This window comes from Nostoc foliaceum FACHB-393, from assembly GCF_014698505.1.
GTDB classification, from domain to species: Bacteria; Cyanobacteriota; Cyanobacteriia; order Cyanobacteriales; family Nostocaceae; genus Nostoc; species Nostoc foliaceum_A.
In genome coordinates, this window is sequence record NZ_JACJTD010000060.1 from 1 (window position 1) to 16,520 (window position 16,520).

Below are 16,520 nucleotides of genomic sequence, written 5' to 3' on the forward strand. Positions count from 1 at the left end.
CAATAATCAGTGGTTTAGAAAAATCCTGTACACCTGATGCAGCCAAGAGAAAGCTTTTGGTGAAATTTGTTTCAACACCACTTCTGATGACATAAACTTCATCAGCACTCACTACAATGTCCAGCTTGAGATTATCCTTCCCTTTGAACTCTTTAGTCGTAAATCGCAGTTCAGACAGATAACCAGTTAATGCTCTTTGGGAAACAGGGATGGTTTTCTCCCTCTCAATATCGTAGTGATACCACAGGTAAGATTCTCCACCTAACTCAGCGTTTTTGACATATAAATAGATGGGTTCTGGAAGGTTGCATAAACCTAGTTTGATTTCAGTAACCATGTTCACCTCGGTTAAAGTTTTATTGATTGGTATTCTGTGTGCAATAATGGGAATTCTGTAGCGGAAGAGAAACTTCCGTGCGTTCACCTGAAGTAATGGCATTCCTTTAGGTGAACGCTTTTGTACTAATTAGAAGGTTCTCGATTCCGCTCTAGTTCCGACTGCAAATAAGTCAGTGCAGTTTGAGCATCAGCAATGTTTAAATCTGGCTGATACCCTGCTGAAAAGAGTTGTCTGTAGTCTGGGTGCGTAGCAATTTCAGATATCAGGTTTTGGGCTTGTTCAACTAAGTAGTGCAGATTTGGGTTAGACATTTCAATGCCAAGCCGTGAACATAAATCTTGCCTACGGCACTCTTCGCGAACTGCTTTCACTCCCATGATTCCTGGTTCAATCTCGGTTTCTAACTCTTCAAGCAGAGATTGAAAATTAGGGTGTTCATCGTTGATTTCAATCTCAATCAAATCTGCACTTTGTTTAACGACGCTTGCCCAATCTGGGAGAGTAGCTGAAATGGTTTTCGCGTAAAGTTTCATCATTGTGTCCTCTGGGATTAATAACCTAAAAATCCTTGGCAATCTCTAACAAAAAGCCGCGTCCCGTGTTCTGCACTTGTACTAGTTCTTTATCCAGCAGTGTTTGAATAACTGAATTTGAAACTTGGAATTGCAAACGATGTAGAGGAACACAACCGCCAGAAAACCGAATCGAACGCAGCAAATGATTAGCCCTACGCTCAAAGTCGTTGTTTGCTTCCTTAGCCATTGTTTGCACCTCTAGTTAATACGGTTAACTGTCGGTTGAGAATGCTTATTTGCTGTTGATAAAAGTCAATCTCTGCGGTTATTTGGTGGAATAATTCTTCTGGTGTAAGTGGTTGGATTTGATTCTCTTGCAAGTACGATATTTCGTCAGAGTTTTTATTAGGCATCAATACGTAACGCCATCCTTCATCAAATTGTTCAGCCAACTCTGTGCCTAATGGGTAGTAGTAAAGTCCTAGAATCGTGCCTTGTTCTGTACGCTGTTCTAAGCTAAAGCGAGGGTAGCCCCAGTGTTGGGGAATTGAAATTGTCGGTTGCATAGATGAATAGGTGAATGAAGGGAATGTGTTTTAGGGAAAAGGGGAAGGTGGGGCCCCCACGAAGTGGGGATAAGGGGCAGGGGTAAGGGGGAAAGGAATGAAGAAATTTACCTTTTCCCCTTTCCCTTTAACCTTTTCCCAGGCGAAGCCCAAGATTACGCTGTGACTAACTCTGCTCTCTCCAGCAGCCGTTGCAATTTATCGCCAGTTAGCTGTTCTAAGGGTTGGTCTAAAAAATATTCATCAAAAATGGATTTATCATCAGTAGACACGTCCACCATCGACAGCGATAGCACAGCATCAAGCACCGAGTTAGAATACTGCTGCTGGGTTGAATAACGCCTCTTTACCCACCAGTTACCATCAGTGCATCCGACTTGCCCCAGTTTCACGCCCTTGTTGTTGTAAATGCCATCATCGAGAATTTCAAACCCGTAATTTTGGCACTCATTGAAGATATGCGCCATGATTTGGTTTTCGGTCGAAGAGGAAGGCATGGGGGCAGAGGCGCAGAGGGGCAGAGGAGAAAATTGTTGTAAGTTTTTCCCCTCTGCACCCCTGCTCCCCTGCACCTCTGCTTCTTCTTGCACAGGTAATGAGCCGTCTTTATAGTGAGTGCAGATGAAGCGATCGCAACACATTAGAGTGTTGGCACGAAATACTTCTTTACTGTTGACCATTACTACCCAGGGTTGCGTTAAGTGGTTGTCGTCATAGCTGATGCTGCCTACCAGTTTGTCATCAGCGTAATATTCGTGATGGTCAAAAGAGATTTCGACTATTGTGAGGGGTTCGGGAGCTACGGCTTGGGCTTGGTCGGCGATGTAGTTGTCGAGTTCGGCTTGGGCGAGGGCTTGGTTGTCAACCTTTTGAAGCTGGGTGGATTGGTGGGTGATGATTGCGTTTACCCAGGTTTCAGTCGCTCTTCTGTCGCCGGCGGGTGTAACGCCGAGTTCGGCAGCGATTATTTTGAGGCGGGGGAGGTTATAGCGGGAGAGGGCTTGCTGTGTGTATGTTGGATGGGTCATAATAAGATTTCCTGTAAAAAGGGTCAAAGGGCGATCGCTTCCAATTTGCGAGAGAGGGGTGATCGCCTTTTGCTAACTATAAATATAGCAAGGTCGCTATATTTATGTCAAGCTTGCATATTAATTATTTTCCTTGCTATATTAAAATGAATCACTTGAAGTAAAAAGCAAGCTAGCTATAAAAGCATTAGTGGAGGAAACTATGAGAGTAAGGACAAGAATAAAAGACTCTCAAAAAATGATTCGTTGGCGGCTTAGGATATTAATGGCAGAAAAAAAAATCAGCAACAAGGAGCTTGCTGAACTTTCGGGTATTCACCCAACCTCTATCTCAAAACTAAAAAATGCCGATGAGATTGAACAGATCAGTGGGAGAGTTTTAAACAGTCTATGCAACGGTTTGACGAAGGCATATCAAGCTACGGGTGATAACCGTGTCATTACACCGGGAGATTTGTTTGACTATACTTTTGATCATGATGGTGATCCTACAACTGCTGAAATTCAGCCAACAGCAGTAGAAAAAGCCGAGAATGAGCGATTACCTAGTTCTGGTAAATCAGCTAAAACTAATACTCAGGTAGTATGGTTAACGCCAAATAAGGAGGCATCATAAGTATTTTTCCTCCTAAGCATACTTGAGCTAGAAGAGGTGGATAAATGAACACTCCACCCCATAAGCGTAAAAAGGCCACCTCTGCCACATCACTCGATCCAGGATTGCTCAACTCAGACATCGCCCCTTCAGAAAATCCGGCTTCAGCAATCATTGATGTTCCTGCTGTTGAAGTACCTGAATTGACCGAGCAGGAGATTCGCAATCGCCTGCACCTAGAGAGGAAAGTGGAAAGGGCGTTTTTTGAGGCAGGGAAAGCGCTGACAGAATTGAGGGACAGGCGGCTTTATCGCTCCACGCATAAAACATTTATATCTCGCTCTTTTCCTGTAATATTTCTATACAGCGATCGCCTCTACTCTCAAACTTACTCGATCTCCAGCGATAGCATTTTTCAGTTCCCGCAACCAGCGATCGCACTTTCCAGTCCCCGCAACCACTGATGACGCTTTCCCCCACATCCACGATCGCTCTTTCATCCCAAACCTCAAAAGATTGATCGCACTTTTGCAAGTGAGAGTTCTAGAACACTGATTCATTAATCAGAGCCATGACGAAAAATTCAGGTTTCTTTGAGGCGTATGAAGGAAATTTTGGTTTAAATGACCTAAAAATATGGTTTTCCAGCTTCGCGTTTTATTACTGAATCGGTGTTCTAGACAGTGATCGCAAATTTAATTTTCGGACGGATCAATAGGAAGGATATCCTTGTTCGTTCAGTGCATTAGGCTTTTGGACTTTGCATCGGTAAGCGGTCAGATATCAACGATAAATAGCCAAGTTATTTGCTACCCTCAAAAATCTTTGGGGTGTAGTGTTTTTCCCAATAATCTGAGCCTGCAATAAAAGGCGGTTCACTATCTCCATGCTCAGTGGCGAAGATTTTTTCCCTAGCCTCAACAATGCCCCTAGTTGCTAAAAGCATTTCGATGTATGACTCAAAATCCGTCAGACGCGAATTGATCCACTCGGAACACTCTTCATTGAGAAGCAGAACCGATGGATTACCATTGCCTTTTTCAAAAAAATATGCCATACAATACTCAGAACTGATCAGATCGAATGGTTTAAGCTGTTTTTTAAAATCCTCCCTTTGATAGATAGTATCTTTGAACTCAATCGTTTTTTCCCAGTGAGCAGTAGCCAGTTGCTCCCATTTATACTTAAAGATGCAATCCTGGATTGGGAGCAGATGAATATTGGCGAATGGATCATCTACATATTCAGCTATTAGAACATAAAAATCGCTGCTCTTGTTTCTAAGTTTTTCTGTTTCTTCTAGCGATAGATCGCGTTTGATGCGCCAGTGCAGCTTGAGACCGTTGGTCTGCTCATAAAAACTGTGAATTGCTTCTGTTAACGGTGCTTCTAAATGGGCTTCAACAGCTTTAAGGTCAGTTAGATGAACGGGTGGATGGGTAACATATTCCATAATCTCAATGTATGGATAGGTTGCCAAATCTTTAACTAGTGCATTAAATCGTTTCAAGTAGTCAGGCATACAAATACCTCCAGAAGTTCAAAATCTTTAGCACAAGTTAATTTCCCACACTATTATTCTTCGAGTTTGAACCATGAACGAACTGAGACGATTTCTCCGCCTTTCGCGTATTTAAGTAGTTCCGCTTTCAATTGATTTGCTGTTCCCGTTCTACGTACTCTCTTTTTCTTTTGTTTCTGCTTCTCAACTGCCGATATATCAATCCTTACTTCAGAAATCTTTGTTGCGGGCGGCAACTCTTTCAGTGCAGGTCGAAAATCATTCCAGCCTAATGCTTTATTCATTGCACCTTCAATAAGCGCCAAATTCCCTGGTTTGTCCTCTCCCATCATCTGTAATTCTAGTTGGTGATCCGCTTGCAGCAACGACAATCCCGCAAGTAGTCTGGCTTGTTCCTTTTTCTCTGTTACCTTGGTTAGGATAAAAGTTCTGACCTTATCGCGCAAAGCATCCTGCTCACCACCGCGTTCAGCTTTGGTCGTTTGTTGTTTGCTAGTAATTGGGTCAAGAGGTAAGGTCATTAACCGACCTGCTGTTGCTGCCCGCTGAATGGCTTTAGCTTTCGACATAAATTCGTCCAGAGGCCATGATGGATCATAGATGATGATCATCTTGATCTGACCTGCATATTTCCAAATTTTGACCGGATTGATTTCAGCATCTATTTCCGATTCATCCCCCTTGATTACAACAGTGAGCTTCTTGAACTGGTACTGCGTTTTGAGTGGTGCAAGGCGAGCGTTCAATTCTTCCGGATTAGCACCCTGTGCCTTAGCCTGATCAACGACAGCGCCTACCGCAGCAAAGGCTTCAGCCGAATCCTTCTTCCCAAAGGCCTTCGCAAACAGCTTCTTCGCCATCGTCACAATCCAGTTGATCAGCCAATCGATCGCCTTATCAATAGGGCTGCGAGCCTTGGTGCTTATGACACCCATCACCTTGTCGGATACCTTACCCAGTCCGGCGAAACCGGCGAGGAAGTTGATAGCTAGAGAAAGCAAACCAGCGAGGGTGGTTTCCACGCGACTGGCAGCAACACCGATCGCACCACTGGCGATCGCAGTAATAGAATTGATGAAGCCAGTAACTACCTGAATAATCTTCGATATCTTGTTCACAAACACCATCACGGTGTCATAGATGGACAGAATCGCCGAGATGAAGCCTGCACCAGGAATGAACATGGCGACGATCTTGGGTATCGCCTTCTTCGTCACCATATCCACCACTAAATCAGTAATGCCCCCAATCACCATATCCTTGAGGTTGGCGAGTTGCTCTTTAATCTTGTCCCACGCTGCTGCTGGCCCTTGTGTAACTAGCGTCACCACAATGTCAAACCCTGTTTCCATCGCCTTAACAGCAGTCTCACCAACCACCTTCACCAGCTTCTGGCGGATGTTTTGCCAAGTCAGTCCCAGTACTGAGAAGACAAACTTCACGATTTCACTCAGGGAGAATGCTTTGGGAATGTAAACCCCAGGTAGGGAACCCGTCAACCAGTCAATCAGCGCAGCTTTCAGGTGTCCACCGATCCGATCGGCGAAGTTCTGGAAGCCGAGTTTGGCGGCTTTCACGAGATTGCTAATAAAGGGTAAAGGGTTTTTCAGGATGCTCTTGAGGGCTGCACCAGTTTTCTTGATGTAGCCAAACGCGCCAGGACTGACTACATCAAAGATAATTTCCAGCAGGTTCCAAACAGCATTGCCAGCCCAACTCATGAAATCGCCCATGAATTTGCCGAATACAGCCACCACTTTGGCAAAGGCTCTCGGCACCAGCACAATGTCTACCAGTTCCAGTGACTTGAAGGCATTTAGGAACAGGGTGGGAATCTGCCCCACAAATCCCATAACAGAAGCCATCGCGCCCTGGAACCAAGCCCAAGCACGGGCGACCCCATTCGCTTTCTTTAAGTTGTTCCAGACCTCTTCCTGCCCGATCAACTTCATAAAGCCGCCAATTAGTGTGTCGGCTGTTTGCGGCACCGGATCGCCCGTTACAGGGTCTTTACCTAGGACGGCTTTCAACAAATCGTAACCCTTGGTACCTTCCGCTAGCTTGGCTAGTGGTCGCAGAATGGCGTCTTTGATGAACTCAATGATTCCGTTTAGCAGTCCTTTAGCAAAACTGATAATGCGATCGATGGGGTCAGTGAATATCGATTTAGCTCGGTTCCAAACTCCACCCAGGTCGAAAATGTCAGTCCATGAGAGCGAATCGAGAAACTGGGTAACTGCTTGCTTGATAGCACTACCAACCAAACCCAGTGATTTGATTTGCGACTCTACCCATTTACCAACTTTCTCAAATACACCGTAGTTGTCAAGTGCCTGGGTAATCAATCCTCCACCGGGGATAAATTCCACGATCGCGCGTAGAATATTCGCTGCACTGCGATCGACGGAACTCATATTGATCGGATTCACCCCCAACACAATCGTGAACATCCGAAAACCAGGAATGAGATTGGCTTTATCAGCAAAATAATTTAAGGCATCACTAAGTCCCAACCGTTGCACCTGGATCGGTGATTGTTGGGTGACGCTGACATCTTCGCGGCGCTGGGCAACTTCTCCCTGCTGGATGGTGTGTGTGAGTTCATGAGCAATCAGTTCTTTACCTTCTTGGCTATCGGGTTGAAATTTGTCTTTGCCAAAGAAGATATGATTGCCCATTGCAAAGGCTTGGGCATTTAACTGCTTATTGAGTTTGGCGGATTTATCCCCAGTATGGATTTTTACTTTATTAAAATTAGCACCAAAGCGCGGTTCCATAAACCGACGCACGGTAAGCGGCAACGGTGAACCAGCCGTCATACTATTTTGGATATCTGCGGCGACGTTAGAGGATACATTCGGCTGTCCTTCGCCTTGGCGCTGAATCTTGTCTTCTTCTTTTGCTTGTTTTGTGAAAATACCTGTATCGGCAAAACGGGTGATGTAAGGCGATACCTGCAAAGAACGCAATTTAGGTTGTATTTTCTTATCCTTCTCTTCTTGTTTCACCTGCCTGAACACGCCACCACTGTCAGTCTTCACATAGCCAATGGAGCTTTCCGGCACTGCCATCCGCATAATTTTTTTTGCCGTGGTATCGGCTTCTTTTTCTGCCGGATCGTGTGGAGAGGAAACCTTAGTCGAGCTTTGTAAATGTACCGAACCTGCGGATACAGCTTGGCGCTGTACCGTCTTAATGGAGGCTGCTGGTTTTTGCACAGTTGCAGCACGATTCACAGTTTTTTGTGCGGCAGTTTCCAAACTCTTTGGCTCCTAAGATGATTCCGGTTCCCAGGCGATTTATTAAAATTAAAATCGGATTCGTATATTTTTGTGCTGTTAATATTATCTGGCGATCGCTACTTTTTTGGAAAACTGAGTGGTAATAATGATACGCAAATTAACATTAAACTGTTCTACCTTCTTTCAAAAATTCTCTACGTATGCCTTCTTCTAAATCTTTTAATAAAATCACATTTTTATTTCTACTAAGTGCTTTCAGCGATGAGTATCGTACTACATTCATAATAGTACCTCCTGAAAGTTCATACTTCTCAGCCAAACTGTCCAAGTCAATTTTATCTTCTAATTTAGCTTTGGGAGAAAATGCACTTTTCCAAATCCGCAGGCGTTCGGCTGGTTTGGGCATCGGAAAATATATCACTGACTCGAACCGACGAAGAAATGCATCATCAATGTTTCCTTTCAAGTTAGAAGCTAAAAGCACAACTCCATTGAATTCCTCGATTCGCTGTAGTAAAAAACTGATTTCCTGATTAGCATAGCGATCGTGTGAGTCATCTACTTTAGTGCGCTTGCCAAACAAGGCATCGGCTTCATCAAAAAAGAGTATCCAGTTTTTGTATTCAGCCATATCGAAAATTTTTGCCAGATTCTTTTCTGTTTCACCAATATATTTAGAAACAATCATGCTCAGATCAATCTTGTAAACATCACAGTTGCAGTGTTTACCCAGCAGACAAGCGGAAAAGGTTTTGCCAGTACCTGGTGGGCCATAAAACAGACTGGTGAAACCTGGTCGTAACTTTTGGCTCATTTCCCAATCATGTAGTAATTGTTGACCGTGGAGAATCCAATGTTTGATTTCATCTAACTGTTCAAAGGTGGTAAAAGGTAACACAAGCTGTTCCCAGCTTAGTTGCGTCTCAATCAGCCGGGCTGGAAAATCGCTGTTGAAGTTGGGTTTACGCTCGATACCAGTAGTGAATCGATATAAAAAATCGCGTGAAATTACCAATGCCCCGCTTAACAACGGTTCACCATAAGCCACAGGAGCAAGATAAAGAATATTGTAGCGGGCGAATAAGTGGTCACCTTCAAACAGGTGCATAATTTGGAAACGAGTGATTAAGTCATCACCTGCCAAAATAAAGGCGACAGTTTCACCTGTGGGAATAAAGCCACTATGAGTAGCACCTTGCAATCCGCCAAATTCAGTGAAGCCGCGTTCGGTAGCTTCATTTTTAATCCAAAGTACATCCAAAAGTTGTGGGCGGATGTGAGGAATTAATGCTAATAGGATAACTAAGCGATCGCTGCTAGATAATTGATGCTGGCGGACAAATTGAGCGTAATCAGAATTACTACTACTTAGATCGGGGGGAGAAATTTCAAACACAGACTTGGCTGTATTTTCTGGATCGAAGTAAGACTTCAGTCGGACATCGAGGACTTCAGCAAACCAATTGAGTTCGCACACAAGATCCTGAGCATTTTCAGTTAGGGCAATTGCCATTCTGTATAAATTGGTTTTTTCATCCATGAGAATTTGATCGTGCTGATACTCCAGGGAAGTTGAGCCAGCAGCATATCAAAAGATTGAGGTTCCACTTGAATTTTCCAACTGCCCTCAGTTTCTCGCACTAAAGCTTGGCGTTGCAGAAAAGAAGAGCGCAATCCATCAATAGAGGTATTTTTTAATACATCCCAGTAACTAATGAGCGATCGCAACACGACTTCAGCTTCTTCTTTATCATTTGGCTGTATCAGCCCTTCGGAAATAAGCAGTGGTGTTTCCGGGTGCAAACCCAAGAAAATTTTAATTAAGCCAAGCTCATATTCATACACTTCTTCAGAACCTGTGGCTAAGAACTGAAGCAAAGCAGCAGCACGTGTAGTTTCTGATAATAAAAGTTCTTTGTTTCCTGTCTGTTTGATTCCGGTATGTTCAAAAAGTCGGGTGATGAATGGATGTATTAATACTAGTCCTGCATATTTTACCGCCAATGGAAACTCATCTTCATCTGATATCAGAGGAAGCATCTTTTCTAGCATTTCCCTTTGTATAATATCTGGATTTGCATCTAACTCTGATGGAATTTCTCTGTGATTCAATGAATCAATTGTTTCTGCATTTAACTCCGATGGAATTTCTCTGTGATTCAATGAATCAATTATCTGAGAAATTGAATTATCAACCGATTTACTGATACTTTCTTCTTGGGATTGAAACAAAATAGCAATAGATGGTGGAAGTGTAGCAGTAAAAGTAGTAAGTGTATTATTTTCCTTCTGTGATAGTAAACCTTCTGCAATTTTAATAAAGTCAGGAATCACATTGCTTGTTTGCCTCGCCAAACTTTCTGATAAGAAAACTGCAACTAATTTTAGTTGAGTATATCGATTAAAAAGCCTTTGTTCCTCAGCCAAAACTGAAGTAATAAATTGCACCACCGCGTTTTTCCATGTATGTGGAATATTTTCAGCCAGTGCAGTTACCAAAGTCAGCAATTCCTCTTGAGGTATGAGTTGCATCAAGCGAAAATAGAATGCGACCGACTCAGATTTATGAAGCAAATAATCCAAGATTTGCAACCATTGCTCATGGCAAGTTTCCTGTAATGCAATTGCTATTTGCGATGTAGAACTATATGCTGCTTGCCAAGGCGTTGAACCTGTGTGCAAGTAATCAAGTAAAATTTCAAATTGGTTTTGCTGTACTGTCGATTTTTTTTGTAAAACAACCTGCCTATTTATGAGAAAGTTCTCTTGAAGAATCAATTGAAGTTGTTCTCTAACTTGCTGTTCGAGTAAATCAGGTAATACCTTCGCCAGTTCTTCTTGAGAAGTGACTTTCAAGTTAAGTTCAATTTTCGGGATATGGATTAACGATTTACCATCTGCTGCTTCGTCAAATGCTTTTGCAAAAGCGGTTTGCAACAAATCTTGCCATTGATCGTACAACTGTTTCCGAATGACAAAAGCGTCAGCGGCTGTACTTGTAGTCACCTGCCAGCGCAACCTACGGATTCTATGTGGCAAGTTTAACATCTAGAGAACTCCTATTTGATTTTTGAATCAATCTTGTGGTCTGGGCAGGATGCTCATCCTTTTAGAGGCTGTTTGAAAAGTATTTTGCTGTGACTTTAGGCACTTTTAGATCCTGCCTTTTTAAGGGAACCGGAGTTAAAGTCCCCCTTTTTAAGAGGAATTTAGGAGGAGCTAAAACATTTTGCTACTAACAAGAGAGCTTTTCAAACATTCTTTTAGACTTCATTTAGATGAAATGTGCTGTATGATTACTAAATTCTGTATTTTGCATTCTGCTGTATTATCAACGTCTTAAAATGTTTGTGATTATTACATTTAAGTTAGCATTGGTTGTATTATTCTTAACTCCTGTTAATCCCTCTTGTAGGCGTTTTAAAGCTTCAGGTTGAGTGATTTTTCTGACGCTGTTAGATATCTCCTGCATGGCTGTAAAGCCTTCACTACCTGTAGTAACATCCAACTTTGCTTGAGCAATATAATTAGTTGTTTCTTGGATAGATTGAGCCAGTTCTATTTCTGCTGATTGGGCTTGCCGTTCAAAATTTTGACGTATTTCATCTTGTAAATTAAGTTGTTGAGCCTTTTGTTTGAGGATATCAACTTTCTCTCTTTTGTTATTTGTTTGTTCTAGATAGTTGCCAAGCAGTGCATCAGCAAATTTTCTGGTATCTGTACCTATCAACTGTTTGCCGCTAATATTGCTGAATATACTACTTGTGGATTTGACATAATCTTGATAAATATTAAAGTATTGTTTTTGTAAATCAAATTTTTCGTTCCATTGTGGCTCTATCTGCATTTTGAACTCATTGAGTTTACTTCCTACATAATAATTTCGTGAAGGAATAACTGTAACACCCCCCTTTGGTCTTTTCACATCTGGTGTTTTTAGCACAGGTTCATTGGGTTCTTGTTCACTGGTATCTGGGAGGTAATAGGGCAACATAAAATCAGCTATAACAGTGTTGTTACTGTCATATACCAACACAAAAGTTCCTCCTCGCACTACCCCAGCAAAATGCTCAATACCTGGATGTTGGGATACAAAGTTGTTAAAAATAATTTTGTTATCTTCTTTATCATCTTTGTCACGGATAATTTCATCCAACCAGTCTAGCCAGAGAACTTGTGTGTTACTAATTAGTGAATCAAAAGCGGTGCTATATTCTGTTCTCGCCACTTCTCCCATGTTAGATTTGAACTCGCTAGAAGTTTTAAGAACATCATTGATATCACTCTTCCAAGAGGTATCAGCCCTAAATTGAGAATAGCTGCGGTTTAGTTTTGTGCGTGCAGATACTGCCTTTTGCTGAATATTTGTATTCTTGTCAGCAGCAATCGTTTTCGTTTGAGCCGCATCTTTCTCATCATTTACCACCCCAGTATTTACCGCCTGTTGAAAAGATGCACTCAATTGCGCTACTTCATCTAATTGATAATACATATCTTGTCGCAGCATATAGTGTAAGCGATGCAAGTCTGTATAGCGAATATTGGGATTTTTAAATAATTTGGTTTTATCTGTTCCTAACAAAACTGAGCGAACAGTAAAGGGCAGGTTTTTGGATTTACTCAGTTCTTCGATCGCATTTATTGCTGTTGCTACATTTTTTCCTAAATGCCCCTCAATGCGAAAGAAGGAAAATCGACCAATTTGTGAGTCTAGCGGATTAGCTGCACCTCCTAGCGCATTATATTCATTGGCATTATAGGAATAATTATAAGCATCCCTGCGGCGTTGATGGAGGCGGTAATTCCAGCTTTTCTCAATTGGATTTATTTGGTTTACTTGATAGTAATAGGGAATTGATCTTTCTTCTAAAGGATGTTCTTCAGTTAGGCTTGGGGTTATACGAATGGATGCTTGAGTTGGGGGTAATTGAAATGTTTCTATGAGTGTATTTAGTTTCTTGGCTAAAAACTTGGCGTGGTTCAACTGTTCGGCTGTCCGGCTCAAAATTGGTGAAGGATAAAAATCTGTGCGGATCTCATCATTACCGTCTGGTAATACATGACCTAGTAGCAAATGTTTGGGAAAACTTTTTATATCAGGACAACACCAAGTTGTATCGCCAAATAAAAGGTCACGGAAATGGTTATATGTTTCTACAACATCTTTGAGGAAATCATAATAATACTGGATGCCGAAATTACCACTTCGTGATTGGAATCCAGCATTTATGTTGTTTAAAGTTGTAATGGAAGCTGACGAAAATGTATCTTTTAAAAAAGTGTAAAAAGGTGCAGAAGAATCTGTGGAATATGATGCTAATGTAGTAAGCCGAGGAATTAGTTCTTGGTAAATTGTATTACAAGCTTGGCGATATTGACTGGTGAGTTGATTGAGGTCATTAATGGATGAAGAAAAGAAGGGCCGATTTGCGACAATTTCACTGAGTCCGGTGAATGCCTGGTCTGGGGTAGAAATCTTTGGTCTCAACAATCCTGCCGATGAGATTTCTACTATTAGCAGCTTGATGGTGTTGATATAATCTTTACCCAAATTATCGCAGTCAGTACCGGAGCAAAGATCGTCATCTTTGACGTAACTTTCCATCAACAAAACAGCTACCATATTATTTAGGGACTTTCCTGGTTGCGAGTTGAATTTGTTCAATAAACTAGCACCCTCATCGTTGACATTCTCTGGTACCAATTCATAAACAGGGATCATTTTCCCCTTAACATCTCCATTTTCATACAATGGGGCATAACCAAGATCCGATTTATCGTATGATTTGAATCGGTCAAAAACGGTGTCGTTATTAAAATAAAGTAAATCGCCATCTGTAGTGACACCCACACCTTGAGTAACTGTCACTTTGTCATCCTGCATCGAAACGCGTAAACCGCAAGCAATACCAACTCCTAACAGCTTGACTCTTGTCAGTCGTGTCTGGTCATCAAGATAATTGGCTATGCTGTTGAGTTGTTCAGAGTTTAACACCTGGTTTGGTTCAAAAACGCTGTAGCCAGTGGAGATATTTTGTAGACTTTGCAGTACCGATATGTTAGTCATAAATTTAGTTGATGAAATAATTTGTTAGGCTTTATCTTTCTTTGCTGTACCAAGGGCAGTTGTTCCAAGGATAAATTTCGGTTCTTCTTCAGGACTATTGCACTCGTACAAATTATTGGAGGGGTACACATTCTTAACTTTAAATAATGTCTCGATGAATTTAGCAAGTTTCTCTTGGCGTTGTGTTGTGTCTACTTCCGCTTTTAAGTAAATCCAATCGCGGTAAAGTTTTTCTAGTGTAGCCATATCTTCTTTGCTAATCCAACAAATTTTGGGCAGAATATGGGCAGGTGTTTCTTCACGAATCACTGTCTCAACAAACTGCCGGAAATACATATTGCTGAAGCGGCTAGTATAGTTTGGTAAGATAATATGAATGCGGTAAGAGTATGGGTCTGCTTCTGTACAATCGGTGCAGTTGGGGTCAGGGCAGATAGGTAGAAAAGGATCGCTCTCCTGGTCAGGCTCAGGTCGCAGCAAAATGTTTTCAATAAGATACATACCTTCATTACTGTAATGTTCTTGCAAATATTCGATGATTTCATCGATCGCCTGATTCATCTTCGTTACATTATCGAAATCTTTACTACTTCTAGCTAATACATTTCCTATCTGGTCAATGATATTAAAATAATGTTGACCATTCTCAACTTTTCGCTCGTAGCCTGAAGGCAGCAATGCCAAATCAATAGTACGCTCTAAAGCTTGTTGTGCAAGTTCAGATGTAGCATAACTGCTAGTGCTACTCAAAACTTCCGTTGTATCTTTTTTATTGATGCGAAAACTGAATTCATTACTTGGGTTGGTATATACTTCTATGTCAGCATCATAAACAATCTCACTCAGATTTCGGCGTCGATAATTACGGATGCCTAATAGTCTGGCTAAACGTTTCTCTAACCCAGAGACATTTTCTGTATTCCATAAATCGCCCTCAGTTTTTAGGCTGTAGTTATATGCTAGCGATCGCTCGCTACTAATCACCGGATAATTGTTAAGAAATTCACACTTGTAACTAACTAGGCTTTGGGGGCTAAAACCAAGAGCAACATAGGAAATAGCAGCAAAATCAGAGAATCTTTCCGCAAATCGGGCTATGAGATGATCGAGGAATCGGTGACGCCTATGAAGTCCACTGCTTACCTCTTGTACATCGTTGTCTATCTGAAGTGTATCTATGACATCGGCTGTACTATATATGTTGTTGTAATTAGCAAAAGAGTCCACTACTTGGTAAAAATAAGTACGATGAAACTGAGGATCGGTAGAAAACAAATCCTTGACATGGCTTAATTGGGCAAAGTAGTTAGCCATTAATTGGTCGAAGAAAAGCAGATAGGCTTTGAGTTGATAAGCTAGGGCTTGGCGTTTTTCACCAACTGCATTGCTTAGTCCTGATTCACTTAGTCCATAGACAGCCGGAAAATCATTTTGAAAGGAATAATAATTACCTAGATGTCGATATTTTCCCAAGGGGATATCAAAGTCGTATGCAACTTTTTTTTCTTCCTTGTCTCTAGCGGCATCAAATAATTTTTGATACTCATCATTATACTGAGATTGGGGAGCGATTACAGGCATATTTCGCTTGTAGAATACCAAACGCGAAACCCCTCGTTCAAGCAATGCTTTTTTGCCAGATTCTACAGGCACTAACCATTTATTTGTCAATGGTACTGGAGGAGTGTTCTTATCTGCCGATGCCGGATTGATGACAATATCTCTAACTGCCCGAACACCTGGAATATCCATGATAATACTGATAATATCAGACAGACGAATTTCTATGCGTAAATTAGCTTGTGCTAGTTCCTCGTTATCAATAAAGCCAGTTTCAAGTACAGGGCCATCAAAAATTTCATCGGCGGTGTAAAAACTTCCATCTGCTTTAGTTCGCTCCAACATTTCATTTAGTGAATAGTTCTTAACAGATGGAGCGAGATAATCTTGCACTTGAAAAAGTATTTCGGCTTTCACCTTGGCTACATCTGCATCGGGAGTTAATTCCAATTCGGTACAGAGGATAAAGGTTTGTGTTTCTACTGGCGTGAATTTCACAAAGTCTTCGCACAAATTGCGATGAGACTGCAATCGCTGTTTCACAGCCGCTATCACTTTCTCTTTCGCTGATTCATCAGCGATCGCTTCTGTATACTCAATAATTACATCATACAGCCCAGCGAGATTGACCTCCACTATCCCCGGTTGGTTAGGATTTTTTAACAGCACTTTCCCCTTAACTATATCTGCATAGTAAGTTTTTGTTGCAGGTTGTAGCCAAGCATTTTTCACCCCTTCGAGGTCAATTAATAACTTTCTATAGTCTAATAAAGTCAAAGGACGGTTAGGCAATATCTGACGCGCCGTAAAGAATTGCTGCTGCATATTCTCTGAGTTGGCGCTTTCGCTTGCCAAAAGATCGGCGATGGGAAACGATGCACGGTAGCTTAATTCACTAAGTGCATAACACAACAACTCAAGGGTAGTGATGCCGGGATCGTGAACATTATAATCAGTCCAAATCCGGCTGGACAATCGCTGCACATGCTTTAACCCAATGGCATACAACTGCTGATAATCAAAGGCAGTTTGACTAGTATTCTGTTGAGAAATAGTGAGTTGGGAAAGCATGACAATTAGGTAGG

At 41.7% G+C, this 16,520-nt stretch carries 11 protein-coding genes and 2 pseudogenes; 2 read left to right on the forward strand and 11 right to left on the reverse strand.

Going from position 1 to position 16,520, the window contains the following annotated elements:
- From H6G92_RS30575 to H6G92_RS30595, 5 genes and pseudogenes are all read right to left on the reverse strand, one after another.
- Positions 1–337 (reverse strand): annotated as a pseudogene (locus H6G92_RS30575) (hypothetical protein); the annotation flags it as partial.
- Positions 338–462: 125 nt separating this feature from the next.
- Positions 463–876, reverse strand: coding sequence for a hypothetical protein (locus H6G92_RS39810; protein ID WP_242059369.1), 414 nt, complete (start codon positions 874–876; stop codon positions 463–465).
- Between the two features lie 22 nt (positions 877–898).
- Positions 899–1,102: a hypothetical protein gene (locus H6G92_RS30585; RefSeq protein ID WP_190899502.1), complete on the reverse strand. Its 204-nt coding sequence runs from the start codon at positions 1,100–1,102 to the stop codon at positions 899–901.
- Entirely contained in the window at positions 1,095–1,421 is a 327-nt protein-coding gene (locus tag H6G92_RS30590; protein WP_190899503.1) for a hypothetical protein, read from the reverse strand. The genes H6G92_RS30585 and H6G92_RS30590 overlap by 8 nt, the downstream gene beginning before the upstream one ends.
- 155 nt (positions 1,422–1,576) lie before the next feature.
- Positions 1,577–2,449: a hypothetical protein gene (locus H6G92_RS30595; protein ID WP_190899505.1), complete on the reverse strand. Its 873-nt coding sequence runs from the start codon at positions 2,447–2,449 to the stop codon at positions 1,577–1,579.
- Between the two features lie 238 nt (positions 2,450–2,687).
- On the opposite strand from H6G92_RS30595, the gene H6G92_RS30600 reads away from it, so the two are divergent.
- Both H6G92_RS30600 and H6G92_RS30605 read left to right on the forward strand, forming a co-directional pair.
- Positions 2,688–3,065, forward strand: coding sequence for a helix-turn-helix domain-containing protein (locus H6G92_RS30600; protein ID WP_190899507.1), 378 nt, complete (start codon positions 2,688–2,690; stop codon positions 3,063–3,065).
- Positions 3,066–3,109: 44 nt separating this feature from the next.
- Positions 3,110–3,376: pseudogene (locus tag H6G92_RS30605) on the forward strand (hypothetical protein); the annotation flags it as partial.
- Between the two features lie 470 nt (positions 3,377–3,846).
- Here H6G92_RS30605 and H6G92_RS30610 read toward each other — a convergent pair.
- The 6 genes from H6G92_RS30610 to H6G92_RS30635 form a co-directional block, all read right to left on the reverse strand.
- Complete coding sequence (locus H6G92_RS30610) at positions 3,847–4,566, reverse strand: hypothetical protein (RefSeq protein WP_190899509.1); 720 nt, start codon at positions 4,564–4,566, stop codon at positions 3,847–3,849.
- Between the two features lie 53 nt (positions 4,567–4,619).
- On the reverse strand, positions 4,620–7,826 hold the full coding sequence (locus tag H6G92_RS30615; protein ID WP_190899511.1) for an eCIS core domain-containing protein: 3,207 nt from the start codon (positions 7,824–7,826) through the stop codon (positions 4,620–4,622).
- A gap of 145 nt (positions 7,827–7,971) precedes the next feature.
- On the reverse strand, positions 7,972–9,348 hold the full coding sequence (locus tag H6G92_RS30620; protein ID WP_199345043.1) for an ATP-binding protein: 1,377 nt from the start codon (positions 9,346–9,348) through the stop codon (positions 7,972–7,974).
- On the reverse strand, positions 9,306–10,856 hold the full coding sequence (locus tag H6G92_RS30625) for a contractile injection system tape measure protein (protein WP_190899513.1): 1,551 nt from the start codon (positions 10,854–10,856) through the stop codon (positions 9,306–9,308). Before H6G92_RS30625 ends, H6G92_RS30620 begins: the two co-directional genes overlap by 43 nt.
- Positions 10,857–11,139: 283 nt before the next feature.
- Positions 11,140–13,875: a hypothetical protein gene (locus H6G92_RS30630; protein WP_190899516.1), complete on the reverse strand. Its 2,736-nt coding sequence runs from the start codon at positions 13,873–13,875 to the stop codon at positions 11,140–11,142.
- A gap of 24 nt (positions 13,876–13,899) precedes the next feature.
- On the reverse strand, positions 13,900–16,506 hold the full coding sequence (locus H6G92_RS30635) for a diguanylate cyclase (RefSeq protein ID WP_190899518.1): 2,607 nt from the start codon (positions 16,504–16,506) through the stop codon (positions 13,900–13,902).
- Between the last annotated feature and the right edge of the window lie 14 nt (positions 16,507–16,520).

Excerpts from the sequence above, each read along its gene's own strand:
- H6G92_RS30610 (WP_190899509.1), bottom strand. The coding sequence starts at position 4,566 with ATGCCTGACTACTTGAAACGATTTAATGCACTAGTTAAAGATTTGGCA.
- H6G92_RS39810 (WP_242059369.1), bottom strand. The coding sequence starts at position 876 with ATGATGAAACTTTACGCGAAAACCATTTCAGCTACTCTCCCAGATTGG.
- H6G92_RS30595 (WP_190899505.1), bottom strand. The coding sequence starts at position 2,449 with ATGACCCATCCAACATACACACAGCAAGCCCTCTCCCGCTATAACCTC.
- H6G92_RS30590 (WP_190899503.1), bottom strand. The coding sequence starts at position 1,421 with ATGCAACCGACAATTTCAATTCCCCAACACTGGGGCTACCCTCGCTTT.
- H6G92_RS30635 (WP_190899518.1), bottom strand. The coding sequence starts at position 16,506 with ATGCTTTCCCAACTCACTATTTCTCAACAGAATACTAGTCAAACTGCC.
- H6G92_RS30600 (WP_190899507.1), top strand. The coding sequence starts at position 2,688 with ATGATTCGTTGGCGGCTTAGGATATTAATGGCAGAAAAAAAAATCAGC.
- H6G92_RS30620 (WP_199345043.1), bottom strand. The coding sequence starts at position 9,348 with ATGGATGAAAAAACCAATTTATACAGAATGGCAATTGCCCTAACTGAA.
- H6G92_RS30630 (WP_190899516.1), bottom strand. The coding sequence starts at position 13,875 with ATGACTAACATATCGGTACTGCAAAGTCTACAAAATATCTCCACTGGC.
- H6G92_RS30585 (WP_190899502.1), bottom strand. The coding sequence starts at position 1,102 with ATGGCTAAGGAAGCAAACAACGACTTTGAGCGTAGGGCTAATCATTTG.
- H6G92_RS30625 (WP_190899513.1), bottom strand. The coding sequence starts at position 10,856 with ATGTTAAACTTGCCACATAGAATCCGTAGGTTGCGCTGGCAGGTGACT.